This window comes from Paenibacillus sp. J31R120 (genome assembly GCF_056269225.1).
Genome location: NZ_JBWDNN010000002.1, coordinates 977949 through 1002464, shown reverse-complemented (window position 1 = coordinate 1002464; position 24516 = coordinate 977949). Strand labels below are relative to the sequence as shown.

The 24516-nt window shown below is 53.4% G+C and carries 21 protein-coding genes and 1 riboswitch; of the genes, 3 read left to right on the top strand and 18 right to left on the bottom strand.

The annotated features are described in order from the left end of the window. Positions 1-3 precede the first annotated feature (3 nt). From AC0YNW_RS10960 to purE, 14 genes are all read right to left on the bottom strand, one after another. A complete protein-coding gene (locus tag AC0YNW_RS10960) occupies positions 4-1473 on the bottom strand; it encodes a hypothetical protein (RefSeq protein ID WP_475831972.1) in 1470 nt (489 codons plus the stop codon). A gap of 23 nt (positions 1474-1496) precedes the next feature. After that, on the bottom strand, positions 1497-2582 hold the full coding sequence (locus tag AC0YNW_RS10955; RefSeq protein ID WP_475831971.1) for a polysaccharide deacetylase family protein: 1086 nt from the start codon (positions 2580-2582) through the stop codon (positions 1497-1499). A gap of 199 nt (positions 2583-2781) precedes the next feature. Further along, positions 2782-4047 carry a phosphoribosylamine--glycine ligase gene (purD, locus tag AC0YNW_RS10950; RefSeq protein ID WP_475831970.1) on the bottom strand — a complete coding sequence of 422 codons (1266 nt, stop codon included), beginning with the start codon at positions 4045-4047 and terminating at the stop codon, positions 2782-2784. A 144-nt stretch (positions 4048-4191) separates the two neighbouring features. Beyond that, entirely contained in the window at positions 4192-5739 is a 1548-nt protein-coding gene (purH, locus tag AC0YNW_RS10945) for a bifunctional phosphoribosylaminoimidazolecarboxamide formyltransferase/IMP cyclohydrolase (RefSeq protein WP_475831969.1), read from the bottom strand. Between the two features lie 190 nt (positions 5740-5929). After that, positions 5930-6547 (bottom strand): phosphoribosylglycinamide formyltransferase, encoded by a 618-nt coding sequence (gene purN / locus AC0YNW_RS10940; RefSeq protein WP_475831968.1) that lies wholly within the window; start codon positions 6545-6547, stop codon positions 5930-5932. Continuing rightward, positions 6547-7590 (bottom strand): phosphoribosylformylglycinamidine cyclo-ligase, encoded by a 1044-nt coding sequence (gene purM, locus AC0YNW_RS10935; RefSeq protein WP_475831967.1) that lies wholly within the window; start codon positions 7588-7590, stop codon positions 6547-6549. Before purM ends, purN begins: the two co-directional genes overlap by 1 nt. A gap of 612 nt (positions 7591-8202) precedes the next feature. Continuing rightward, positions 8203-9684, bottom strand: a complete 1482-nt coding sequence (purF, locus tag AC0YNW_RS10930) for an amidophosphoribosyltransferase (RefSeq protein WP_387469547.1) — start codon at positions 9682-9684, stop codon at positions 8203-8205. Continuing rightward, positions 9669-11912, bottom strand: a complete 2244-nt coding sequence (gene purL, locus AC0YNW_RS10925; RefSeq protein WP_387469549.1) for a phosphoribosylformylglycinamidine synthase subunit PurL — start codon at positions 11910-11912, stop codon at positions 9669-9671. Before purL ends, purF begins: the two co-directional genes overlap by 16 nt. Next, positions 11890-12585: a phosphoribosylformylglycinamidine synthase subunit PurQ gene (gene purQ / locus AC0YNW_RS10920; RefSeq protein WP_475831966.1), complete on the bottom strand. Its 696-nt coding sequence runs from the start codon at positions 12583-12585 to the stop codon at positions 11890-11892. The genes purL and purQ overlap by 23 nt, the downstream gene beginning before the upstream one ends. A gap of 5 nt (positions 12586-12590) precedes the next feature. Continuing rightward, positions 12591-12836, bottom strand: coding sequence for a phosphoribosylformylglycinamidine synthase subunit PurS (gene purS, locus AC0YNW_RS10915; protein WP_206098834.1), 246 nt, complete (start codon positions 12834-12836; stop codon positions 12591-12593). 823 nt (positions 12837-13659) lie between these two features. After that, on the bottom strand, positions 13660-14559 hold the full coding sequence (locus tag AC0YNW_RS10910; protein ID WP_475831965.1) for a phosphoribosylaminoimidazolesuccinocarboxamide synthase: 900 nt from the start codon (positions 14557-14559) through the stop codon (positions 13660-13662). A 16-nt stretch (positions 14560-14575) separates the two neighbouring features. Further along, on the bottom strand, positions 14576-15871 hold the full coding sequence (purB, locus tag AC0YNW_RS10905) for an adenylosuccinate lyase (protein ID WP_119800434.1): 1296 nt from the start codon (positions 15869-15871) through the stop codon (positions 14576-14578). A 6-nt stretch (positions 15872-15877) separates the two neighbouring features. Next, a complete protein-coding gene (purK, locus tag AC0YNW_RS10900) occupies positions 15878-17071 on the bottom strand; it encodes a 5-(carboxyamino)imidazole ribonucleotide synthase (RefSeq protein WP_475831964.1) in 1194 nt (397 codons plus the stop codon). Further along, positions 17068-17553, bottom strand: coding sequence for a 5-(carboxyamino)imidazole ribonucleotide mutase (purE, locus tag AC0YNW_RS10895; RefSeq protein ID WP_475831963.1), 486 nt, complete (start codon positions 17551-17553; stop codon positions 17068-17070). The genes purK and purE overlap by 4 nt, the downstream gene beginning before the upstream one ends. 290 nt (positions 17554-17843) lie before the next feature. Continuing rightward, a riboswitch (purine riboswitch) is annotated at positions 17844-17942 on the bottom strand. A gap of 246 nt (positions 17943-18188) precedes the next feature. Here purE and AC0YNW_RS10890 point away from each other — a divergent pair. Next, positions 18189-19472, top strand: coding sequence for a glycoside hydrolase family 18 protein (locus AC0YNW_RS10890; protein ID WP_475831962.1), 1284 nt, complete (start codon positions 18189-18191; stop codon positions 19470-19472). Between the two features lie 147 nt (positions 19473-19619). On the opposite strand, the gene AC0YNW_RS10885 is transcribed toward AC0YNW_RS10890, so the two are convergent. The 4 genes from AC0YNW_RS10885 to AC0YNW_RS10870 all read right to left on the bottom strand — a co-directional run bounded on the left by AC0YNW_RS10885 (position 19620) and on the right by AC0YNW_RS10870 (position 22908). Then, complete coding sequence (locus tag AC0YNW_RS10885) at positions 19620-20867, bottom strand: TraB/GumN family protein (protein WP_475831961.1); 1248 nt, start codon at positions 20865-20867, stop codon at positions 19620-19622. Between the two features lie 173 nt (positions 20868-21040). After that, positions 21041-21661, bottom strand: a complete 621-nt coding sequence (locus AC0YNW_RS10880) for a nitroreductase family protein (RefSeq protein WP_475831960.1) — start codon at positions 21659-21661, stop codon at positions 21041-21043. 14 nt (positions 21662-21675) lie between these two features. After that, complete coding sequence (gene msrA / locus AC0YNW_RS10875) at positions 21676-22635, bottom strand: peptide-methionine (S)-S-oxide reductase MsrA (protein ID WP_387469565.1); 960 nt, start codon at positions 22633-22635, stop codon at positions 21676-21678. Positions 22636-22782: 147 nt separating this feature from the next. Continuing rightward, a complete protein-coding gene (locus tag AC0YNW_RS10870) occupies positions 22783-22908 on the bottom strand; it encodes a hypothetical protein (RefSeq protein WP_475831959.1) in 126 nt (41 codons plus the stop codon). A 58-nt stretch (positions 22909-22966) separates the two neighbouring features. On the opposite strand from AC0YNW_RS10870, the gene AC0YNW_RS10865 reads away from it, so the two are divergent. Then, positions 22967-23398 (top strand): hypothetical protein, encoded by a 432-nt coding sequence (locus AC0YNW_RS10865; RefSeq protein WP_475831958.1) that lies wholly within the window; start codon positions 22967-22969, stop codon positions 23396-23398. After that, positions 23395-24471: a phosphodiester glycosidase family protein gene (locus AC0YNW_RS10860; protein ID WP_475831957.1), complete on the top strand. Its 1077-nt coding sequence runs from the start codon at positions 23395-23397 to the stop codon at positions 24469-24471. Before AC0YNW_RS10865 ends, AC0YNW_RS10860 begins: the two co-directional genes overlap by 4 nt. Positions 24472-24516 lie beyond the last annotated feature (45 nt).

Sequence of the window (24516 nt, the reverse complement as noted above, 5' to 3'; positions counted from 1 at the left end):
GATTCACCGCCACTCATCTCTGTCATCGTGTACTATCTTCAAATAGGAAGCGAACTGCGCCTCCGCCTTTTTCATATTCGTAAAAATCTCTTTGTCTTCCTCCGGAAGCGTATCCGGCACGTCAGCTACGAATGAAACCAGATACACATTGCCGCTGTCCTGTGCAAGCTGCCGGTAAGGCCGGTGCTCTTCCTTCCAGGCCGCTTCAACATTGCCCCATTGCTTAATGGGAACGACATACAGCGTCGCCAGCTCCGCCTTCAGCTCCTTGGCTTCGTTCCAGTAGTCGAAGGTTACAATGCCATAAGAAGCGGCTGGAGGCCTCCCCATCGTATACGCACCCGTCCACTCCTCCGGGATATCCAGCTTCACGCCGTACGTATAATCAAGGAATTGCTCCGCGATGAGATGAAATTCATCCTTCCCGTCCCACTGCATCCACTCGTTCATCCAGATACTCTCTGCATAAGGAACGCCCTCATAGCCGGGCGACTCCTTCGACCATTGCAGCTCAATGATGGAATCACCGTTGATGTCCCCGCTGACGGTGGGCCTTCCGCTAAAGCCTTCGAGGCCAAGCCTTTCATTCGGGTATACCAGCTTCAGCTCCTGATTCTCCCAGGCATACATATAAGTCAACATACTGTGGGCGCCTGTGCCCCCTTCCAGCAAGAGGCCGTTATGATTCTTCGATACTTTGCCGACAAGCAACCGCTCAAATGCGTTCGTACCTTGCGGCAACGACATGTTCAGCACGCGGTTCAACGCGTTTTTTTGCCACGAATAGATGCTGAGGTAATGTGACGGCATCTCCAGCTCGCCGCTTGTCCCAAGCGAATCAATGACGACTAGCTCCTGCCTGCCGTTGCCCATTAAGTCGCCGACCTCCGCCTGGCTGTACGGCAGCGATTGAAGCGGCTTCAGCGTCAGCCTGCCCTTATCGTTGCGCACAGCCTTGGAATTGAAGGAATACAGCTCCAGCACATTGGGGCTGTCGAATGCGCCAATCCAGCCCACGAGCAGCTCGTACTCTCCGTCGCCGTCCATATCCACCAGCTTGAGCCAGGCGATATCCCTGGCCAGCGGCTGCTCCACAAGAACGGACTGGCGCCAGCCGTATTCGGTCTGGCGAAGTACGACAATCTCCGGCGTGCTGTATTCATTGTAGTAGGTGACGACCGCTTCTTCGACGCCGTCGCCGTTCAGATCGAGGAGCCGAATTGCTTCCCTGTAATCATCGCGATGAGGAATCATCAGCATGCTGAACCGGGGCAGCGCCTTCTCGATCGCAGCGGACAGCTCCTCCTTGTCCTTGGCGATAGCCGGCTTCTGCAGCAGGTCAGCCGGGGCTGCCGTATATCTGCAGCCAGCGGCGACAACCGCAAGCGCCAGCAACGAGAAGAGGAGCAGGGATGCACGGCTCCCGCTCCTGATAAGTGAATATGTGTTTTGATCCCGGAAGCGCTTCTCCATGGGGTCTCCTTTTCGGTTTGCGGTTATTCAGGTATCTCGTCTACGGTGACCATCGTGTAGCCCATCTTCCGAAGATCGTCAATCACGTACGGAAGCATGTTTACCGTATTGCGTATATGTTTCCCGCCGAATGAATGCATCAATATTATACCATTAGGCTTCGTTTCTTTTCGAATCATGTCTCTCATGTCGGCGACCGACGTTCCAGCCCAGTCCCGGGTGTCCACCGTCCAGCCGACCATGCGGCGATTTTGCTCCTTCATCACTTTTTTCAGCGTATCCGATAGAGCGCCGTACGGCGCACGGAATAGGGTCGGCGTCCAGCCCAAAGCATCGTTAAGCGCTTTGTCAGCGTCATTGATTTGAGACAGGATACCCGATTTGTCCAGCTTGCTTAGATCCTTATGAGATTGGGTATGATTGCCGATCGCATGGCCTTCCTCTTCGATGCGTTTCATAATTTCCGGATATTTCTCCACTTGTGTGCCGACAACGAAGAATGTCGCCTTGACACCCTTCTCCTTCAATGTATCCAATATTGCCGTTGTGTACTTCAAGTCCGGCCCGTCGTCGAACGTAAGCGCGACGCGTTTCTCATCCTTTCCAGGCGGTGTGACGACCGGCTTCTCGACATCCTTGCCGCCCTCTTGGCCCTTCCCGGCTTCATTGCCAGCGGTATTGCCGTTATGTTCATTTCCCTTCGATCCAGAGCCGGTTGTTCCGCCCTTGTCATCCGGGTTCGTATTTTCATGGTTAGTGTTACCTTGCCCATCCTTGCTTCCGTTGCCTTGCTCTCCTGTATGACCATTACTGCCGCCATTTCCAGGTTTTACGTTATTGCCTTCCTGCCCACCTGACTGTCCATTGCTGCCGTTTCCACTTTCCTCGCTGTCTCCAGGCACATAACCGGTGGTTGTGCCTCCTTTGTCAACGTTATTCCCCCCTCCCGAAGCATGCTCTCCGATGATTTGCGAACCATTTTCCTTCGACGGAATGATAGCCGATAAGCCAAATGAGCTTCCAGCAGTACATCCTCCTACCCATGCGACAATTGCGACCAAAATGATGAAAGCTGCCAGTCTGCGATGTTGTTTTTTTCTTGTTTTCATCTTATTCACCTTCTATTCCGCTGATATCTCTATGATAGTAGATTAGAAGAATGAGAGAGTTACAAATTAGTAACACCATTCGAGCCGAGCAGACAAAAAAGGAATCGGTTCCCAATAAAAAGACGCCCAGGTTCTGTCGAACTTGAGCGTCTTGTAGCCATAACTATCCGTGCAGCCTCAACTATGTTGCATTTAAAAATTATACAAGTGCCTTCGCCGCAATATCCGTGCGGTTCTGCTTGCCCTCGAACTGGATGACGCTAGCCGCCTCATAAGCTCTTGCGCGAGCCTCCGCGATATCGCGGCCGCGGCCGACGATGCCAAGCACGCGTCCGCCGCTTGTGACCAGCTCTCCATCCTTCATTGCCGTACCGGCATGGAACACAAGCGCTCCCTGCGCTTCCGCTTCCGCAATGCCTGTAATCACGCGTCCCTTCGGATAAGAAGCCGGGTAACCTTCGGATGCAGCCACTACGCACACTGCCGCCTCGTCGCTCCACTGGATGTCCAAATCAGCCAAGCGGCCATTCATCGCTGCGAGCACGATGTCAACGAGATCGGTCTCCAGCCTTGGCAATACAACCTGAGTCTCCGGATCGCCCATGCGCGCATTGAACTCAATCGTCTTCGGACCGTCCTTCGTAATCATCAGACCTGCGAACAATACGCCGCGGAACGGACGTCCCTCGCTCACCATTGCTTTCGCCGTCGGATTAATGATGTTGACGATTGCTTCGTCGATAATGCTTTGCTCAATATGCGGCAGCGGCGTATATGTACCCATGCCGCCTGTGTTCGGACCTTTGTCGCCGTCGAAGATCGGCTTATGGTCTTGCGCCGGTACCATCGGCTTCACCGTCTCGCCGTCCACGAACGCCAAGATGGACATCTCCTGTCCCTCCAGGAACTCCTCGATGACGATCTGGTTGCCCGCGTCGCCGAACACCTTGTCCACCATCGCTTCACGCAGAGCCTTCTCAGCTTCCTCCAGCGTGGCTGCGACCGTTACCCCTTTGCCTGCCGCAAGTCCGTCCGCTTTGATTACAATCGGTGTCGATTGCTCTTTCAAATAAGCAAGTGCCGCTTCATAATCCGTGAACGTCTCGTATTTGGCCGTTGGGATATCATATTTTTTGAGCAGATTTTTCATAAAAATTTTGCTGCCCTCAATCTCAGCTGCCGCCTTGTTCGGACCAAAGGCCGGAATGCCAGCCGCTTCGAAAGCGTCTACGATGCCGTCTGCCAGCGGATCATCCGGACCTACGAATACGAGATTAATGGCCGCATCCTTTGCAAATTGGGTCAGTTCGTCGAATTGAGATACCGCAAGCGGCACGCATTCCGCAATTTGCGCGATACCGGCATTGCCCGGCGCGCAGTACAGCTCCTTCACCTTTTCGCTTTTCTTCAGTGCCCAACAGATCGCATGCTCGCGTCCGCCGCCGCCAATAACCAAAATACGCATTTTCGCAAACCTCCCAAAAAGTTTAAACGGAACTTTTCTTCCGGAGAAAAAGGATCGAGCGCTGCTCAGGGACCTACAGCGCTCATCCAGTTCTACCTTATCCATCGTCCCTTAGCTTGCTAAATTGATGCTGATACCCGCATCTTAGTGCTTGAAGTGTCTTACGCTTGTGAACACCATGGCAATATTGTTGGCGTTAGCCGCTGCGATGGATTCCTCGTCCTTAATGGAGCCGCCTGGCTGAATGATCGCTGTGATGCCTGCTTTGGCTGCCAGTTCCACCGTGTCTCCCATCGGGAAGAACGCGTCGGATGCCAGTGCGGAACCCGCAGCTTTCTCGCCAGCCTGCTCGATCGCGATGCGAGCTGCGCCTACACGGTTCATTTGGCCTGCGCCTACACCAACGGTCATGTCGTCCTTCGCCAGCAGAATCGCATTGGACTTCACATGCTTAACGACTTTCCAGCCGAATAGCAGCTGCTTCATTTCTTCTTCCGTCGGCTTGCGGTTCGTGACCACCTTCAGATCCGCTTCTGTCAGACTGTGAACGTCGCTCTCCTGTACGAGCATGCCGCCGTCCACCGAGGTTACGAGCCATTCCGGCTTGCGCTCAGCAGCTGCCTTCAGCTCACCCAGCTTCATCAGACGGATGTTCTTTTTCTTCGTCAAAATCTCCAGCGCTTCCGGCGTGAAGTCCGGCGCGATAATGATCTCCAGGAAGATGCTGCCCAGCAGCTCAGCCGTATCTGCGCCAATTGTACGGTTCGCCGCTACGATGCCGCCGAAGATGGACGTCGGGTCTGCTTCATACGCTTTTTGGTAGGCTTCATGGATCGTTGCTCCGATGCCCACACCGCAAGGATTCATATGCTTAACCGCTACAACAGCCGGCTCGTCGAATTCCTTCAGAATCGCAAGCGCTGCGTTCGCATCATTGATATTGTTGTAGGACAATTCTTTGCCGTGAAGCTGCTCCGCTGTCGTCACATTGCCGGAAGCGGCAAGCGGCTTGCGGTAGAAAGCAGCCTTCTGATGCGGGTTCTCTCCATAACGAAGCTCCTGCACCTTCTCGTAGGTTACCGTATACGATTCAGGCAGCGGCTCGCCTGTCTGCTTCGACAGGTAGTCGGAGATAAGCGCATCGTAAGATGCCGTATGACGGAATACTTTTGCCGCGAGGCGCTTGCGCGTCTCAAGCGTCGTGTCGCCCTGCGCCTTCACTTCTTCCAGAACGGAAGCATAGTCGGAAGCGTCTACGACCACGGTTACGAAAGCGTGGTTTTTCGCAGCGGAACGGAGCATTGTCGGACCGCCGATATCGATGTTCTCGATGGCATCCTCATAGGTAACATCCGGCTTGGCGATGGTTTCTTTGAACGGATACAGATTAACGATAACAAGGTCAATGTAATCCAGACCAAGCTCCTTCATCGCCTTCTGATGCTCTTCATCATCACGAACAGCCAGCAGACCGCTGTGGACAGCCGGGTGAAGCGTCTTGACGCGTCCGTCGAGAATTTCCGGGAAGCCCGTCACGTCGGATATGCCGATGACCGGTACGCCTTCCTTTTGCAACAGGTTGAACGTGCCCCCTGTCGAAATAATTTGTACGCCTTGGTTCGCAAGTTCTCTGGAAAACTCTACAATGCCCGTTTTGTCGGAAACGCTAATTAACGCTCTGCGAATAGCCACGCCAATGTCCTCCTCTTATTTGATCAATTGGAAATGATGTTGCCTTGTCTTTCTATACATTCTGAGTGAGCTTATAACAACTTGTTCTATTGAATAACAAGTTGTTGTATCGAATAAAAACTTGTTGTATCGAATAGCTTCGCTTTAAAGCTTTGCTTCCGGAATTCATGTTGAACCAGATCCATGCATGCTACTGGCTCTTGCCAACAGCCACCCTGCGACCCTCGATCGTGATAGCGCCTTGCGCGATCAGTCTGATAGCTTCCGGATACAGCTCCCGCTCCGCCTGCTGAATGCGGACGGTAAGCGAAGCCTCGTCATCCTCTTCCGTAACCGCGACAGCCGTCTGTGCAAGGATCGGACCGCTATCCAGACCGCCATCCACATAATGAACAGTAACGCCTGTAACCTTCACGCCATGCTCCAGCGCTTGTCCAATGGCATTAATGCCCGGGAACGATGGCAGGAGCGAAGGGTGAATATTAATCATGCGGCCCATGAAAGGCTCGACCAGCGTAGGAGTCAGAATGCGCATATAGCCGGCCAGGACGACCAGATCCACCTGGCGTGCCCGCAGCTCCTCCAGGATCTCGCTCTCGTAAGCCTCGCGTGACGGGTAATCCTTGGGTTTGAATACAAAGGCGTCTACTCCCGCTTGCGACGCCCGCTGGATGACGGGAGCAGACGGCTTGTCACAAACAAGAAGCTCGATTGAAACATCGAGCTTCCCCTCCCGCACCGCATCGGCAATCGTCTGGAAGTTCGTCCCCTGTCCCGACGCGAATATCGCGATGCGAAGCGCCGCCATTATACGTCAGCTCCTTGGAACGTTACGATCCGGCTGCCTTCCGTTACCGTACCGATACGGTACGCTTTTTCGCCAAGCTCGGCAGCGACGCTAAGCGCCTGCTCCGCTTGCTCTTCCGGAACGACAATGACCAGGCCAATGCCCATATTGAATGTTGTGAACATATCGCGGTTGCTGATGCTGCCTTTTTCCTGCATCAGGCCGAAGATCGGCAGAATCGGCCATGAACCGTAATTGATTTCCACATTTACGCCTTCAGGCAATACACGCGGAATGTTCTCGATGAAGCCGCCGCCCGTAATATGTGCCATGCCTTTGACGTTGACTTTCTCGATCAGCGCCAAAGCTTGCTTCACATAGATGCGCGTTGGCTCAAGCAGCACGTCGCCAAGCTTCGCTCCGCCAAGCTCATGGAGCTGCTGCTCCAGCGAGTAACCCGCTTCTTCCAGCAGCAGACGGCGAACGAGCGAGAAGCCGTTGCTGTGAATGCCGCTCGACGCAAAGCCCAGAACAACATCGCCCGGCTTGATGGTGGAGCCGTCGATCATTTTTTTCTTGTCGACGATGCCGACCGTGAACCCTGCCATATCATATTCGTCTACGGAATACATGCCCGGCATTTCCGCCGTCTCTCCGCCGATCAGCGCACAACCGGCTTGCACGCAGCCTTCGGAGATGCCTTTGACGATCGCTTCGATCTTCTCCGGCACAACTTTGCCGCATGCGAGATAGTCGAGGAAGAAGAGCGGCTCTGCGCCTTGTACGATAATATCATTGACGCACATCGCGACCGCATCGATGCCGATCGTATCATGCTTATCCATCGCAAAAGCCAGCATCAGCTTCGTACCGACGCCATCCGTACCCGATACGAGTACTGGCTCATCATATTTGTCCTTGTTCAGACCGAACAGGCCGCCGAAGCCGCCCAGCTCTGCCATGACTTCAGGACGATATGTTCTCTTCACATGCTTCTTCATCCGTTCGACGGCTTCGTTGCCTGCCGCAATGTCAACGCCGGCCTTTTTGTACGCTTCTGACAAATGGGTCCACTCCTTTAATATCTAGTTCAACCGTTTAAACGTATGTTGCGTGCGCTCTAAGCCGAGTTTCTCTCGGCTTAGAAGCTGCTTTTGGCGCACCAGTGAGTGCTGCAAGCCAAGTTTATCGGCTTGGAGCTCACTTTTGTGCGTAGGCGAGCTCTGTAAGCCGAGTTTCTCGGCTTAGAAGCTGCTTTTGCGCACGAGCGAGTGCTGTAAGCCGAATTTTTCGGCTTACAAGTCACTTTTGCGCGTCAGTGAGTGCTGTAAGCCGAATTTTTCGGCTTAGAAGCTGCTTTTGTGCACCAGTGAGTGCTGTAAGCCGAGTTTCTCGGCTTAGAAGCTGCTTTTGTGCACCAGTGAGCGCTGTAAGCCGAGTTTTTCGGCTTAGAAGCTGATTTTGTGCACCAGTGAGCGCTGTAAGCCGAGTTTTTCGGCTTAGAAGCTGATTTTGCGCCCCAGTGAGTGCTGTAAGCCGAGTTTCTCGGCTTGGAAGCTGCTTTTGTGCACCAATGAGTGCTTGTAAGCCGAGTTTCTCGGCTTACAAGCCGCTTATGCGCACCAGTAAGCGCTGTAAGCCGAGTTTCTCGGCTTACAAGTCGCTCACTCTGCCAGTTAGCAGCTGCAGCTTTTGTCCGACTCTTCGTTCACTGGTGTCGGGTAGTCGTTGTCGAAGCAAGCTAGGCACATGCCGCGATTGTACGCGCCTTCGTTGCCGCCGACGGAATCGACAAATCCATCATCGCTGAGGAACGCCAGCGAGTCTGCATTGATCTCTCGGCAAATCTCCTCAACGGTGCGGAATGATGCAATCAGTTCCTTGCGGTCCGGCGTGTCGATGCCGTAGTAGCAAGGGTTTTTGAATGGCGGCGATGTAATCCGCACATGCACTTCAGTCGCTCCCGCTTCGCGAAGCAGATTGACTATGCGGCGGGAAGTCGTGCCGCGCACGATGGAATCATCGATCATGACGACGCGTTTGCCTTCCACGACTTTGCGGACGGCAGACAGCTTCATCTTAACGCCCTTCTCGCGCAGCTCCTGGGACGGCTGGATAAACGTGCGTCCCGTATATTTGTTTTTGATAAGGCCAAGCTCATAAGGAATACCCGTCTGCTCGGCATAGCCGATTGCGGCGGAAATACTGGAATCCGGCACGCCCGTCACGATATCCGCGTCCATAAAGGACTCGATAGCGAGCTGCTGTCCCATCCGCTTGCGTGCGGAATGAATATTGATGCCGTTAATATCGCTGTCCGGGCGGGCAAAATAAATATATTCCATCGCGCAAGTTGCGCGACGCTCAATCGTTGCATAGCGATCGATTTGAAGGCCGCTGTCATCCAAAATCAACAGCTCGCCAGGCTGAACGTCACGCACATACTCTGCGCCGATCGTCTCGAATGCACAAGTCTCGGAAGAGAATACATAGCTTTCTCCCAGACGACCCATCGCAAGCGGGCGCAAGCCATGGGGGTCTGAAGCAACGAGCAGCTTGTCGTTCGTCATGATGAGGAATGCGAATCCTCCAACGATGCGCTGCAGTGCTTCCTTCGCCGCCGTCACAAAATCTTTGGACGAACGAGCGATCAAATGCGCGATTACTTCCGTGTCGCTGGATGTTTGGAAGATGGAGCCGCTCATCTCCAGCTCTCGGCGAATTTCCGGCGCATTGACGATGTTGCCATTCGTCGCAACCGCAAGATCGCCGTCACGATAGCGAAAGATCAGCGGCTGAGCATTGCCCAGCTGGCTTTCACCGGAAGTGGAATAGCGGACATGTCCAATGGAGCGGTCGCCGGAGAGCAAGTCCAGCCGGTCCTTCGTGAATACTTCCTTCACCAGTCCCATGTCGCGGAAATAATTGAACTTGCCGCCATCCTTCGAATCCGCGGTGCAGATGCCTGCGCTCTCCTCGCCCCGATGCTGCAGAGCGTGAAGTCCATAATAAGATAAGCCTGCCGCGTCAGGATGTCCGAATACGCCGAACACCCCGCACTCCTCACGCAGCTTGTCAAAAATATCGTCACGGCCGATGCCCTCGTTATAATGATCGCCTGTCCATAACCATGGAACAGACTTTATTTCATCAGACATGGAATCGCATCCTTCCAAACCTTCTCCAGTTGTTGTACCGGCGCATTGATGCCGGCTTTGCCATTGACGTTAATGGTCAGGCTGCTGCCTGTTACGGTTCCGATTGTCGCATGCGCCACGCCTTGCTCCGACAGCCAAGCCGTCAAAGCGTCTGCTTGATCCGGTTTAGCCGACAGCAGGATACGGGATTGCGATTCGCTGAATAGCAAATGGTCAGGACGCAGGTCGCTTGTCAGCGATACGCTTGCGCCGATGCGGCCGCTAATGCAGGACTCAGCCAGCGCGACAGCGATGCCGCCCTCGGACAAGTCATGCGCTGACGCGACCAGACCCTTTTGAATAGCGCCAAGGACAGTGCCCTGTACGTTCTTCTCAACAGCCAGATCGATCATTGGTGGTCTGCCGGAAGCAGCGCCGTTCAGCACGTATTGCAGCTCGCTGCCGCCGAACTCTGCTTTTGTCTCGCCGACGAGGATGATGACATCGCCTTCAGCTTTGAATTTTTGCGTCGTAATATGGTCATGATCATGCACAAGGCCTACCATGCCGATAACCGGCGTCGGGTAGATCGCACCTTTGGCATTCTCGTTGTACAAGCTGACGTTGCCGCCGATAACCGGCGTATCCAGCACCACGCAAGCCTCGGACATGCCGTCTGCGGATTTCTCCAGCTGCCAGAATACTTCCGGCTTCTCCGGGCTGCCGAAGTTCAGGTTGTCCGTAACCGCGAGCGGCTCAGCGCCGGAGCAGACAATGTTGCGCGCTGCTTCCGCAACTGCAATGCGTCCGCCCATTTCCGGATCAAGGAATACGTAACGTCCGTTGCAATCCGTTGTCATTGCCAGCGCTTTGCGCGTGCCGTCGATCGTGACGACAGCTGCGTCGGAGCCTGGCTGAACAGCCGTTGCCGTACGAACCATGTAATCATATTGGTTGTAAACCCACTCTTTGCTCGCGACCGTCGGAGAAGCCAGCACTTTCTCAAGGGCACCGTTCAGGTCAGTAATTTCTGCAAAAGCGGCTGTGTCGACCGATGCGCTTTCGCGGAAGTAAGCAGGTTCAGCAGAAGGCTTGTTATATACCGGGCACTCGTCTACGAGAGCTTTGACCGGCATATCCGCCACTTCTTGGCCTTGATGGAACAAACGAAGACGTCCGTCGTCCGTTACTTTGCCTACTTTGGCACAAATAATGCCCCAACGGTCAAAAATCTCTCTCGCTTGCTCTTCATGCTGCGGCTCGATAACGAACAGCATTCTTTCTTGCGATTCAGACAGCATCATCTCGTAAGGTGTCATGCCAGTCTCGCGTTGAGGAACTTCATCCAGGTACAGCTCAAGGCCGTTGCCCGCCTTGGAAGCCATCTCTGCACTGGAGCATGTCAGGCCTGCTGCGCCCATATCCTGAATGCCAAGCACGATGCCGGAGTTGATCAGCTCAAGCGTCGCTTCCATAACCAGCTTCTCCATGAATGGATCGCCGACTTGAACAGCTGTACGCTTTTCTTCCGATTCTTCAGACAGTTCAACCGATGCGAATGTCGCGCCGTGAATGCCATCGCGGCCCGTAGCCGGTCCCACGTAGAATACAGGGTTGCCGACGCCTTTTGCCACGCCGCGCTGGATTTTATCATGATCGATCAAGCCTACGCACATCGCGTTAACGAGCGGATTGCCCTCGTAGCTCTCGTCGAACATGACCTCGCCCGCAACCGTCGGGATGCCGATACAGTTGCCGTAGCCTGCGATGCCGCTGACTACATTTTCGAACAGGTATTTCACCCGGTCATTGTTCAGGTTGCCAAAGCGCAAGCTGTTCAGCAAAGCGACTGGACGCGCACCCATGGAGAAGATATCGCGAATAATGCCGCCGACACCCGTAGCAGCGCCTTGGTAAGGCTCAACCGCCGATGGATGGTTATGCGATTCGATTTTGAACACGACCGCTTGGTTGTCGCCGATGTCAACGATGCCCGCGCCTTCGCCAGGTCCCATCAGGACGCGCGGTCCGGTGATCGGGAATTTTTTCAAAATAGGCTTGGAGTTCTTATAGGAGCAGTGCTCCGACCACATGACGCTGAACACGCCAATCTCCGTGTAGTTCGGCTTGCGGCCCAAAAATCCGCAAATCAGGTCATACTCATGGTCTGTCACGCCGAATTGCGTGTAAATGCGTTGATCCGCGATTTGTTCCGCTGTCGGCTCCTTAGCCGTTAACTGCTGCGCCATGTTGTTCCCTCCATGCATTCAAAATCGATGTAAACATCCGTTTGCCGTCTTCCGAGCCGAGCAGTTGGTCAACCGCACGCTCCGGATGCGGCATCATACCGACTACGTTGCCTGCTTTGTTGCTAATACCTGCGATGTTGTCGACGGAACCGTTCGGATTCGTGTCGCCTGCGTAACGGAAAATGATCTGATTGTTCGCTTTCAGCTCAGCCAGTGTTGCGTCGTCGCAATAGTAGTTGCCTTCGCCGTGAGCGATAGGAATATCGATAATCTCGCCTTGCGAGAATTGGTTCGTGAATGGGTTAGTATTGTTTACCACTTCAAGAGGCGTGCCATGGCAACGGAATTTCAAGCCCGTGTTGCGAATGAGAGCGCCAGGCAGCAAGCCTGCTTCCGTCAGGATCTGGAACCCGTTGCAAATGCCAAGAATGAACTTGCCTTGCTCGGCTGCTTTCTTCACTTCGCTCATAACGTCCGCAAAACGTGCGATTGCGCCGCAACGAAGGTAGTCGCCATAGGAGAAGCCGCCCGGCACCAGAATGGCGTCATATGCGGACAGATCAGTCGCAGTATGCCACACATAATCGACCTGTTGGCCGACCGTGGACTCTACCGCCTTATAGCAATCAATGTCACAGTTGGAGCCTGGAAATACGATTACGGCAAACTTCATGTCTCTTATCCCTCCAGTTCAAAGCGGTAATCTTCTACAACCGTATTCGCCAGCAGCTTCTCGCACATTTCTTTCAAACGCGCTTCCGCTTCAGCACGGTCGTTCGTGTCCAGCTCAACCTCGAGATACTTGCCGATACGTACTTTGCCTACTTCTGCAAAGCCCATGGAATGAAGCGCGCCTTGTACAGCTGTTCCTTGCGGGTCCAAAACGTTTTCCTTGATCGTGACGTAGACGGTTGCCTTCATAATTGCCTCCTGAATATGGTTGAATTTTGGATAAGTATAGTCGTATGGCTTGCGATTCGACGGCAGTGTGGTAAGTTGCATGGTTCGTGCTTTGCGCGTCAGTGTATTTAAGTCGGTGAGACCGACTTGAAAACTAGTTAGTGTGGCTCGCGGACCGACTAAATCGGTTGGAGCGACTTATTGGATCATCGAGCTGATGCGGTATGGATTAAGTCGGTTGGGCCGACTTGATTTACCACCGTTGCTCGTTCTGAGTCAAATAAGTCGGTTTTATCGACCTATTTGAACGTTTGTGGTGCATCTGGAGCTTTTAAGTCGGTTGGGCCGACTTAATTGAACTAACAGTAACTGAAGTAGCAATTGCAAGCCGAGTTTCTCGGTTTAGAGCGCCTATCGCGCGGCCGGGCCTGCAAGCCGAGTTTCTCGGCTTAGAGCACCTCCCGCGCGGCTGACGAGGCCTGCAAGCCGAGTTTCTCGGCTTAGAGCGCCCCAGGTGCCGCTGGCGGGGCCTGCAAGCCGAGTTTCTCGGCTTAGAGCGCCTCATGCGCGGCTGACGGGACATGCAAGCCGAGTTTCTCGGCTTAGAGCGCCTCCAGCACGGCTGACGGGACATGCAAGCCGAATTTCTCGGCTTAGAGCGCCTCACGCGCGGCTAGCGCGGCCTGCAAGCCGACTTTCTCGGCTTAGAGCGCCTCCAGCGCGGCTGACGGGGCCTGCAAGCCGACTTTCTCGGCTTAGAGCGCTTCCGGTGCCGCTGTCGGGGCCTGCAAGCCGAGTTTCTCGGCTTAGAGCGCCCCAGCGCAGCTTGCAGCGCCATCCGCGCTGGCTACTTCAGCTCGCCGCCGGTCAGGCGGCGGTAGATCTCGCGATAGCGGGCTGTCGTCGCGATGACGACCGTCGCCGGCAGCGGGTCCGGCATGCTGTTGCGATCCCAATCAGAGCCGAGCAGATACGTGCGGACCGGCTCCTTGTCCATGCTGTCGATCTCCACGTCATACGCGTAGTTCCCCTCGGACCAGAAGCGCGAGGAATCCGGCGTGAAAATCTCGTCAATCAGAATCACTTTGCCATCGATAAGTCCGAATTCGAATTTGCAATCTGCGAGAATGATGCCGCGTTCCTTGCAATACTCATGCGCGAAGCGGTACAGCTCCAGGCTGCGATCGCGAAGCTCGGCAGCCAGCTCGGCTCCGACGAGCTCGCTCATGCGCTCGAACGAGATGTCCTCGTCGTGGCCGACATCATTTTTTGCGGCCGGAGTGAAGATCGGCTCCGGAAAACGCTCGTTTTTGCGCAGACCTTCCGGCAGCTCAATGCCGTTGATTGCGGATGTCGACTGGTATTGTCTCCAGCCGCCCCCCGTAATGTAGCCGCGCACCACACATTCGATATCGATGCGCTCGGCCTTGCGCGTCACCATAATCCGGTTTTTCAACAGCTCCGGCTCAGTAATGACATCGCCGAGCAGCGCTACATCCGTATGCACAACGTGATTCGGCTGCATTTCCTTCGTCACGTCGAACCAGAAAGCGGACAGGCGGTTAAGCACATTGCCCTTATCCGGAACAGCCGGGTCCAGCACATAATCGAATGCCGAGATGCGGTCTGTAACGACGATCAGGAAGTGCTCTCCCAGATCATACAGCTCGCGTACCTTGCCTTTGTAGACAAGCGGAGCTTTCACATAATCCACAGCGGTGGACAAAGCTTGCGATTGAACAGCCATGAACGCCAACTCCCCCTTAGTTCAAGCCCAAACGTGCAAATATCGTATCGACATGCTTCAGATGCCATGCCGGGTTAAAGCAATCGTCAATCTCTTCGGCGCTAAGCACCGATGTAATTTCAGTCGTTTCTTCGATGATGGAGCGGAACTGGCGCTGCTCCTCCCAAGCTTGCATCGCACGCGGCTGAACCGTGTCGTATGCCTGCTCGCGGCTGAAGCCTTTGTCGATGAGCTTCGTCAGTACGCGGCCGGAGAACGGTACGCCGTACGTCGCGCTCATGTTGCGCTTCATATTTTCCGGGAATACGGTCAAATTATTAATAATGTTGCCCAGACGGTTCAGCATGTAGTTCAGCAGCATCGTGGAATCCGGCAGGATGACGCGCTCAGCGGACGAATGGCTGATGTCGCGCTCATGCCACAGCGGCACGTTCTCGTATGCAGTCAGCATATGGCCGCGGATAACGCGGGACAGGCCGGACATATTCTCGGCGCCAATCGGGTTGCGCTTGTGCGGCATAGCCGACGAACCTTTTTGTCCCTTCGCGAACGGCTCCTCCACCTCGCGGAATTCGCTCTTCTGCAAAGCGCGAATTTCAGTAGCGAATTTGTCCAGTGATGTTGCGATCAAAGCGATAGTCGCCATATATTCCGCATGACGGTCGCGCTGAAGCGTCTGTGTCGAGATCGGAGCTGCCGTAATGCCCAGCTTCTGGCATACGAATTGCTCAACGAACGGATCAATGTTGGCATAAGTGCCGACAGCGCCGGACATTTTGCCGAACTGTACGCCGTTCGCCGCATGCTTGAAGCGCTCCAGGTTCCGTTTCATTTCTTCATACCACAGCGCCATCTTCAGGCCAAAGGTCGTCGGCTCGGCATGAACGCCATGCGTACGTCCCATCATCGGGGTATCTTTATACTGGATAGCCTTCTCGCGAAGGATCGAGATGAAGCGCTCAATGTCCTTCAGCAAAATCTCGTTTGCCTGGAGAAGCAAGTAGCCCGTCGCCGTATCAACGACATCCGTCGAAGTCAGTCCATAGTGAACCCATTTGCGCTCCGGACCTACTGTCTCCGATACAGCACGCGTGAACGCAATTACATCGTGGCGTGTCTCTTGCTCAATCTCATAGATGCGATCAATCTCGAAGCTTGCGGATTTGCGCAGCGCTTCTACATCTTCCTTCGGAATAATACCTAGCTCCGACCATGCTTCACATGCGCATAGCTCAACTTCCAGCCAAGCCTTGAATTTGTTCTCCTCGGTCCAGATGGCTCTCATTTCCGGTCTGCTGTAACGATCTAACATGAACCCTCACACCTTCCAAATCTTAGTTTCATTTATCCAATCAAGCGCTGCTTCCGTTGATTCTGCGAGCACATTGACATGCCCCATCTTCCGTTTGTAGACAGCGTCTTTTTTTCCATACAAATGCACCTTCGGCATGGCGTTCAGCCGCTCTGCCGCTTCATCCTTCACAGCCAGCCTCTCAAGCAGCGGCTCGACATGCTGGCCCAGCACGTTCACCATAACGACGGGAGTCAACAGCCCCGTATCTCCTAGCGGCAATCCGCATACCGCGCGGATATGCTGCTCGAACTGCGATGTACGACAAGCTTCCATCGTATAATGGCCGCTGTTATGCGGGCGCGGCGCAAGCTCGTTCACATAGAGCTCGCCGCCTTGCGTAACGAACATCTCGACCGCGATCAGGCCCACGACGCCAAGTCCTTCAGCCAGCCTTACCGCAAGCCGCTCCGCTTCGCGAAGCACCTTGTCCTCCAATCGAGCCGGTACGATCGACAGATGCAAAATATTTTCCACATGAATATTTTCCGCAGGCGGGAAAGCTTTTATTTCTCCATTCGCGCTGCGAGCTGCGATAACCGAAATTTCCATCGCAAAATCGATGAATTGCTCCAGCACCAGCTGCGTGCCCGCCTTGGACAAGGCAGCAAATGCTTCGTCCGTCTCCGACAGATCGCGAATGACCCATTGACCTTTTCCGTCGTAGCCGCCGGTCGCCGTCTTCAGCACACATGGCGTTCCGAAGCGCCCTACCGCTTCGCGAAGCTCTTCGCTGCTGCGAATCTCGCTGTAGGGAGCTACGCGGACACCCGCCGCTTCGATGGCGCGTTTCTCGCGCAGGCGATGCTGTGTCGTATAGAGCAGCTCGCTGCCTTGCGGCACATACGATTCCGACATCAGCATTGCCGCCACATCGGCGTCTACATTCTCGAACTCATACGTAATAACGTCTGAGCGGGCCGCCAGTTCGCGAGCAGCATCACGATCGTCATACGCAGCGACGATCTGCTCCGCAACTTGTCCCATCGGAGAGTCCGGCGTCGGATCGAGCGCTACGAACCGATAGCCCATGGCGCTTCCTGCGTTCGCCAGCATGCGTCCCAGCTGTCCGCCGCCAAGAATGCCCACCGTCGCTCCAGGTAGAATCGTTTTGTCATGAAGTGAAGCAGCACGGCTCGCCTTATCCGTTCCTTCAATCATAACGTCTCACTGCTTTCCAGCACTTCCGCCTTGATCCGGTCACGGCGAGCTTGGACACGGGTTTGAACGTCCGGGTCGAATGCGCCCAGTATCTGAGCCGCCAGCAAGCCGGCGTTCGTGCCGCCAGCATTGCCGATCGCAACAGTCGCTACCGGAATGCCTCCCGGCATTTGAACGATCGACAGCAAGGAATCCAGGCCGTTCAAATTCGAAGACTTGACGGGAACGCCAATAACCGGCAAAGTCGTTTTTGATGCGACCATGCCGGGCAAGTGTGCGGCGCCGCCCGCTCCCGCGATAATAACCTTAAGTCCGCGCTCAGCGGCAGATTCCGCGTATTCGAACATCAGATCCGGCGTACGATGCGCCGAGACGACCTTTTTCTCATACGGAATATTCAGTTCCTCCAGAACGTCGCAGGCTAATTTCATTGTGTCCCAATCCGACTTGCTGCCCATGATGACGCCCACCTTAGCAGACATGTGTTCAAACCCACTTTCTTTATCCAGATTGTTGTTTTATAAGCAAATAAAAAAGACCCGCAGCAATCTTCAAGTACGATATGCCAAGGACCTCTCGAGGAAGCCGTCCGCGATGGAAAGCTTCAATGAATGTTGCTGCATAAGCGATGTGCGTAACCACCAGAGACAACACAAGGCTGCTCTTGATAAGAACAACCCTTCATCTGCTCGCGGACCGTCACGCAATGATTGAGCCTAAGGCCTACGCCCCCGCAAACCGGGTTCACAGACGTCTCACACCACTGCTTTTCATGCAGCTTATTCAAACTCGTAGTCCAGAAATAACGGGTTCCGGGTAGAGACATTCGGGCCTACCCCGAATATATACGAGAATGCGATGGGATGGGCGGCATGTTCCGCCTCAAGCCTATTCTAGTTTATCCAATCGCCACTAGCATGTCAACAAAATACGAACATTAAATGACATGCAATTGTAAAAGTTCGTTTTTTAGTCGTATTAAAGCCAAGATAACTGTCATCCGTTGCCAATAACCGTGCCAGCTTGCCCAAATTGGCTCTTTTCCATCTTATATGACTACAAGCCTATAACGCTGAATATAGATGAAGATAGAGAGTACATCGTGGGAGGGTGTTGCATGCAAATCCATACGGTCAAAAAGGGAGACTCGTTGTGGGAGCTGTCACAAAAGTATAGCGTACCGCTGGAGCATATTTATTCCGCCAACAGCTTTACGGCGCAAAGCCCGCTTGTCATCGGTCAGGCTGTTATCATTCCGACCCCTGGCGACGGACTAACACATAAAGTGCTGGTTGGCGAATCATTGTGGAAGATCGGACAACGTTACGGCGTATCGATTCAGCAGCTCGTGGAAGCCAATCGTCTGACGAATCCAGCCCTGATTATGCCCGGACAGATGCTTACGATTCCGAAGGCGGCCAAACCCGTCATCGAGGTGAATGCTTTTACGGAGAAGCTAGGCAGCAATGGTATTGAGCTTGTGGGCCAGATCGGCGATTATTTGACGTTTCTCAGCCCCTTCAGCTATCGCGTACAAATGAACGGCTCGTTGACCCCGCTTGATGATTCTGCGATTATTAACGCGGCTTACAGCAAACGGGTGGCTCCGATGATGGTCATTACCAATTTCGAAAGTGGCACCTTCAATCCGGATATCGCCCATTCCGTTCTGGCTGATCAAGACAACCAGTCCGCATTAATTGCCAACATCATGGATGTAATGAGAGAGAAAGGGTATCTGGCCCTCAATGTTGATTTCGAATATGTGCCACCTGCGGACCGCGAGCTGTACAACGCATTTTTGGAACGGCTGGTTGAAACCCTGCACCCCTACAATCTGCAAGTCTCCACCGCACTTGCGCCCAAAATATCGGCGGGCCAGACCGGAACCTTATATGAAGCGCATGACTACGCAGCGCATGGACGAATCGTTGACTTCGTCATTCTCATGACGTATGAATGGGGCTGGTCAGGAGGCCCGCCAAGAGCCGTCGCTCCGCTAAACGAGGTGGTCAAGGTGCTGAACTTCGCCCTTTCCGTCATGCCTTCGAAAAAAATCGTCATGGGCATGCCCCTGTACGGCTATGACTGGACGCTGCCGTATGTACAAGGCGGCCGATGGGCTCCGACAGTCAGTCCATACGAGGCCGTCAACCGGGCAGCCAAATATGGCGCTACCATTCGCTATGACGAAGAGTCCCAATCCCCTTACTATCATTATTATGACGAGGAAGGCAAGGAGCATGTCGTCTGGTACGAGGATGCCCGCAGCGTGCAAGCCAAGTTCGATATTGTCAAAGCCTTTAAATTACGCGGCGTAAGCTACTGGGTGCTTGGCGTGTCGTTCCCGCAGAACTGGTTCGTTCTTGGTGAGAACTTCACCATTAAGAAGCTGGTGTGATACAAGTAGGCGTATTAAGGCATGACACATGTTCAAAAGCTCTTGTCCACAAATCCAGATATATAACCCCATCAATTCCCCATCCATTTCAGCTTGTCTTGCAACATTAAAAAAGGGCCGCGGCATCATCAGCCGTCGGCCCTTCTATTATACTCGTGTTACAGTATAGCCTTTCTGTTCAAGCAGAGTAACCAGTCCATGCTCTCCTGCCATATGAAGCGCTCCAACTACGACAAAATAAGTTTCGTTTTTGCCGTCCTTCAGGAATGCGTCAATCTTCTCCGCCATCAGCACGTTGCGGTCCTGCAGCATCGCTTTGTAATATTCTGCATCGGCCTTCTGCGTTTGTGCAGCCATTGCGGTAAGCGTATCGAGATCACCATTAATCCACATATCAGACAAGTCCCTTACTGGCTCATCTTCAACATAGAAGCTTACAATGGAACCAACTAACATCTCTTCTTGAATACGATCCGAGAAATTATTGAACATATTCAATTGGGATTGCGAATTCTCCAGGCCGATAATCGGAAGCTTCGACTTCTCCGCCAGATTCATGAAGAATTCATCGATGCCCAGCTCAGCCTTGTATTCGCTCTCTTCGCGTCTGAGGCTGTCCAGAACAATGGAAGCGAACCAAGGCTTGTATTGGTCAAGCGCATAGGTCGGGTATTCCAAATCCGTCAGCAGCTCAGTGACATACTGATACGTCTCGGTTGAAACATGATGTGCCAGCGATGTACCATCTTGATACTTGCTAATGCTGTCGATAAAAGCAGTCATATCTTCTTCTTTTGTAAAATCAATCTCTAGAGCTAGATGATCCGCTTCCATAAATGCATCCATAATTTCATCTCTCAGAGGATACATGGCTTCGTTCGCCACATGAATGGAACCGAGCATGTAGACGGTATTACCGTCCTTCTCGACCTTCCACATGAAGCCGCGGCTTTCCTGTACGGTATCAATGGAGATTGTACGCTCTGCTTCATTCCAATCGATCTCATAGCCAGTCGCTTCTACAATGAAGCGAAGCGGCACATAAGTAGCCTTGTTTTGGATCTTAGGCGCTACTGTTAGTTGTTGAGGCTTGCTGTTGACGTACGCCGTTGTATGATCAATTTGAAGGCTGATAATCGCTTCATTTCTAGGATTAGTGCTTGTCGCCGTTACGACGCGGTTCTCTTCATCCCAGTCAATCTTAAAGCTCAGCTTTTCCAGCAGCATTCTGACTGGTACTAGCGTAGTGCCTTTCTCTACAATCGGCGCATTAGAGCCGAACTGCACTTGCTCGCCATCAACCCAGATGGATAACGGCTTGGAAGCGGCCCCAGCACCCGTCGCAAAGCTGAGTGCCATGACGAGGGCAATAAGGAGACTCAAAAACTTTTTCATCTCTGTTGCCTACTTTCTCTATAATAGGATATTAGTCTTGCTCAATAAGTAGCAATACCACATTTAAGAATACCTAGGAATCATTTGGAAAGGTAGCTATAGTTTTCTATAGTTGCGCGCACAAAAAAAGAGCCCCGCACATGCGGAGCCCTTCGACTTAACTATACATTGCTTTACCCTTGCATCCAGATCGTCTTCTCCGAAATCGGCGTACGCTTCGGCTCAGGCGGAGTCATATCGGGATAGCCCAGATAGATAAACGCGACAAGCTCTTCATCCTCGCGAAGCTCGAATGCTTCCTTCATGCGCGGATCGAACATCGGCGCGCCCGAGCGCCAGATTGCGCCAAGCCCATAGGCATGCGCCGCAAGCAGCAAATTTTGCACGGCAACCTGTGCCGCCGCAAGCTCTTCCTCGCGAACAGCTCTCGGATCGTCCCCCGGCGAGCAGATCGCCGCAATGACGACAGGTGAGCGGTATGCCTTCAAGCGCTCCTTGCGCAGTCGTTCTTCCAGCTCCTCGCCTTTAAGCTCAGGCGCATTCGCTGCTCCGATTCTGGCATATCCCTCGCCTAACGTCGATCTTCCTTCGCCCGTCATCACGACGAAGCGCCATGGCTGTGTATTGTGATGGCTCGGCGCCCACGACGCCGCTTCCAATAGTGCTTCTAACACTTCACGCTCTACGGCATCCTGCTTAAGCCGGCCGATGGAACGGCGGCCGCGGATGGCGTCCAGCACGCCTACGGCGTTTGCCTTGGCATGAAGCTCCCCCAAATTTTGAACTGTGGTCATCCCCATCTCTCCCTTTACTCAAATAATGAACGGTATTGTCCGTACCCTTCTTCCTCCAGCTTATCCTTTGGCACGAACCGCAAGGAAGCGGAATTGATGCAATAGCGCAGTCCCGTCGGGTCTGGACCGTCTTCGAATACATGGCCAAGATGAGAGTCGCCCTCCTGGCTGCGTACCTCTACCCTAACCATGAAATGGCTGTTATCCATATGCTCCGTTACAGCCGACTTCTGAAGCGGCTTTGTGAAGCTGGGCCAGCCGCAGCCTGCGTCATACTTGTCCTTGGAGCTGAATAACGGCTCTCCCGACACGATGTCGACATAGATGCCATCTTCCGTATGATCCCAATACTCGCCAGTGAACGGACGCTCCGTGCCGCTGTTTTGCGTCACCTCGTATTGAATCGGTGTCAGATGTTTCTTCAGCTCGCCGAGATCCTTCTTCATCTTCCAATGGCTTGAGATAAAGGAATCGCGCCCGGAGCCTTTGCGGTACATTTTATAACGATACGGATTTTTCTTATGGTAGTCCTGATGGTAATCTTCCGCGGGGTAAAAATCTCCGGCAGGCTCGATCTCCGTCACAATCGGCTTATCGAAACGGCCGCTGGTCTGGAGCGCCTCCTTTGAAGCTTCTGCTTGCTGGCGCTGCTCTTCCGTATAATAGTAGATTCCCGGCCGGTAAGAAGAACCCCGATCGTGGAATTGGCCTCCAGCATCCGTCGGATCGATCTGACGCCAGAAGATGTCGAGCAGCCGCTCATATGAGAATAGAGAAGGATCATAAGCAATTTGCACGGCTTCCGTATGCCCGGTCGTGTCAGAGCATACTTCCTCGTAGGTCGGATTGACGGTATGTCCGCCCGTGTAGCCCGATACAACGGATAAAATGCCCGGCATTTCCTCGAACGGCGTAACCATGCACCAGAAGCAGCCTCCCGCGAACATGGCCAACTCTTTATTATGTTGTCCCATGAGGATCATCCTTTCCAATTGACGTTTCTTCCTAACTATTTCATTATACATCACGAACATCTGTCCGACAAAAAAGCGGAAAGCTGCTACCAATAATTGTCTATAGCGAAGTTGGCGAATAATGGCGACAAGCCGCTCTGGCGTTTGTTACAATAGGATGACATTCGCAACCTTTATGCCGCTATTGGTCGTTAGTAGTATAGACGGACAAGCCGCGACTGGCGCATGCCATGCAAGCAGCGGCCGCAATTCGCACAGGACATCCCTTTTCACGTTCGTTCATCCATCGCACATTTCCAGAATCAACAGACTAAAGAGGTGAATGAACACAATGAATGATTTGCAATTAGAGCATGCATCCTCAAGCCGCAAGGAGACGGGTACGCGCAAGAAGAAAAACAGTGCGTCGTTCCTGATTTTCATCGGAATATGGATTCTATTAATTGGAGGCGGCCTGTTCGGCGCCAAGCTCTACAGCGACAAGATGCAGCGGGATATCACCGCCGATATCGAACGGCAGACCTCCGCGCAGATCGCCGATATGCAGAAGGCGTATGACAGCCGCTTAGCCGCGCTGGAGACCACGTATGCAGGCGAGATCACGCTGCTGAAAGAAAAGATAGATGCGCTTAACGAGCTTCTAACCTTCACGAAAGATAATGCCGACAGCAAGACGGACAACAGCAACAAGCTGTATACGCAGCTGAATGAAGTGAAGAAACAGTTGAACGAACTGAAGAAAAGCTTGGATGTCCTCAAATGAACATAACCGTAAAAACATTGAATCGTACGGCGCTGCTGGCGCTCTCTCCTTTTATTGGCATTCTGCTATGGCTCCTCTTCTCTACGGCAGCAATTGAGCTGTCGCAAGACAGCCTCACCGAGTCGGGCATGGAGGAGCAGACCTCAGACCGCGTTTATATGAAAGAAGCAGCAACTGGCCTCGACCAGGCACGAGACATTGCCGTACATACAAGCCAATCGATTAAGACGGAGATCGAGCTGTACAACAAAACCAATGCGGAAATGAATGCGATCGCCAAGACGGCAACCGCCCAGGCCAAACGTCCTCTTCAAATCTATGACAGCAATATTACAGCCAAGCTCGGCAAGCCTGCAGCCACCATCAATACCGACAAGCTGAGAGCCCAGCTCTTCTATCTGAAGAATGACAGCTTCCGAAGCTATGCGGTCAAGATCCAGCTGAAATCGAATGACGCGATGAAAATGGTGATGGGCGGCTCCGAGCTGGGAAAATCCATTACGACACTGGAAGCAGTCAAACAGCATAAAGCAGCTGTTGGCATTAATGCCGGCGGCTTCGCGGACGGCGGCGGCAAGCGATACCCGCTGAGCACCACCATTGCGGATGGCGAATACGTATCCGGCTTTCAGGCTTCCTATTCCGATCTCTTCTTCGTTGGATTGAGTGACAAGAATAAGCTGATCGGAGGCAAGTTCACAAGCAAGGAACAATTGGATGCCAAAAAACCGAAGTTCGGCGCTTCCTTTGTACCGGTTCTTCTGAAAAGCGGCGTGCCGCAGCAGATTCCAGCCAAGTGGCAGACGAGCCCTAAGCGTGCGCCGCGGACGGTCATCGCCAATTATAAGGATGACCAGCTTCTGCTGCTTGTCACGGATGGCTACAACGAAGCCGGAAGCTCCGGCGCAACGCTTGCAGAATTGCAGACGCTGCTACGGGGTTACGGCACAATCGATGCCTACAACCTCGACGGCGGCGGCTCCTCATCGCTTATTTTCAATGGCAAAGTCATTAACAAGCCATCAGACGGCAATCTGCGCAAGCTGCCGACACATTTCTTATTCTTCAAATAAGGGCGGAACGCCTTGGTCCGGAGAGAATCGATATTCTCCCCGGCC

What these genes read in the sequence shown, in the direction of transcription:
- AC0YNW_RS10910 (WP_475831965.1), bottom strand. Translation starts at nt 14,559, where the DNA reads ATGGCTGTTCAATCGCAAGCTTTGTCCACCGCTGTGGATTATGTGAAA.
- purB (WP_119800434.1), bottom strand. Translation starts at nt 15,871, where the DNA reads ATGTTAGATCGTTACAGCAGACCGGAAATGAGAGCCATCTGGACCGAG.
- purE (WP_475831963.1), bottom strand. Translation starts at nt 17,553, where the DNA reads ATGTCTGCTAAGGTGGGCGTCATCATGGGCAGCAAGTCGGATTGGGAC.
- AC0YNW_RS10885 (WP_475831961.1), bottom strand. Translation starts at nt 20,867, where the DNA reads ATGAAAAAGTTTTTGAGTCTCCTTATTGCCCTCGTCATGGCACTCAGC.
- purN (WP_475831968.1), bottom strand. Translation starts at nt 6,547, where the DNA reads ATGGCGGCGCTTCGCATCGCGATATTCGCGTCGGGACAGGGGACGAAC.
- purK (WP_475831964.1), bottom strand. Translation starts at nt 17,071, where the DNA reads ATGATTGAAGGAACGGATAAGGCGAGCCGTGCTGCTTCACTTCATGAC.
- purQ (WP_475831966.1), bottom strand. Translation starts at nt 12,585, where the DNA reads ATGAAGTTTGCCGTAATCGTATTTCCAGGCTCCAACTGTGACATTGAT.
- AC0YNW_RS10960 (WP_475831972.1), bottom strand. Translation starts at nt 1,473, where the DNA reads ATGGAGAAGCGCTTCCGGGATCAAAACACATATTCACTTATCAGGAGC.
- AC0YNW_RS10955 (WP_475831971.1), bottom strand. Translation starts at nt 2,582, where the DNA reads ATGAAAACAAGAAAAAAACAACATCGCAGACTGGCAGCTTTCATCATT.
- purD (WP_475831970.1), bottom strand. Translation starts at nt 4,047, where the DNA reads ATGCGTATTTTGGTTATTGGCGGCGGCGGACGCGAGCATGCGATCTGT.
- msrA (WP_387469565.1), bottom strand. Translation starts at nt 22,635, where the DNA reads ATGGGACAACATAATAAAGAGTTGGCCATGTTCGCGGGAGGCTGCTTC.
- AC0YNW_RS10880 (WP_475831960.1), bottom strand. Translation starts at nt 21,661, where the DNA reads ATGACCACAGTTCAAAATTTGGGGGAGCTTCATGCCAAGGCAAACGCC.
- AC0YNW_RS10860 (WP_475831957.1), top strand. Translation starts at nt 23,395, where the DNA reads ATGAACATAACCGTAAAAACATTGAATCGTACGGCGCTGCTGGCGCTC.
- AC0YNW_RS10865 (WP_475831958.1), top strand. Translation starts at nt 22,967, where the DNA reads ATGAATGATTTGCAATTAGAGCATGCATCCTCAAGCCGCAAGGAGACG.
- purF (WP_387469547.1), bottom strand. Translation starts at nt 9,684, where the DNA reads ATGTCTGATGAAATAAAGTCTGTTCCATGGTTATGGACAGGCGATCAT.
- AC0YNW_RS10890 (WP_475831962.1), top strand. Translation starts at nt 18,189, where the DNA reads ATGCAAATCCATACGGTCAAAAAGGGAGACTCGTTGTGGGAGCTGTCA.
- purL (WP_387469549.1), bottom strand. Translation starts at nt 11,912, where the DNA reads ATGGCGCAGCAGTTAACGGCTAAGGAGCCGACAGCGGAACAAATCGCG.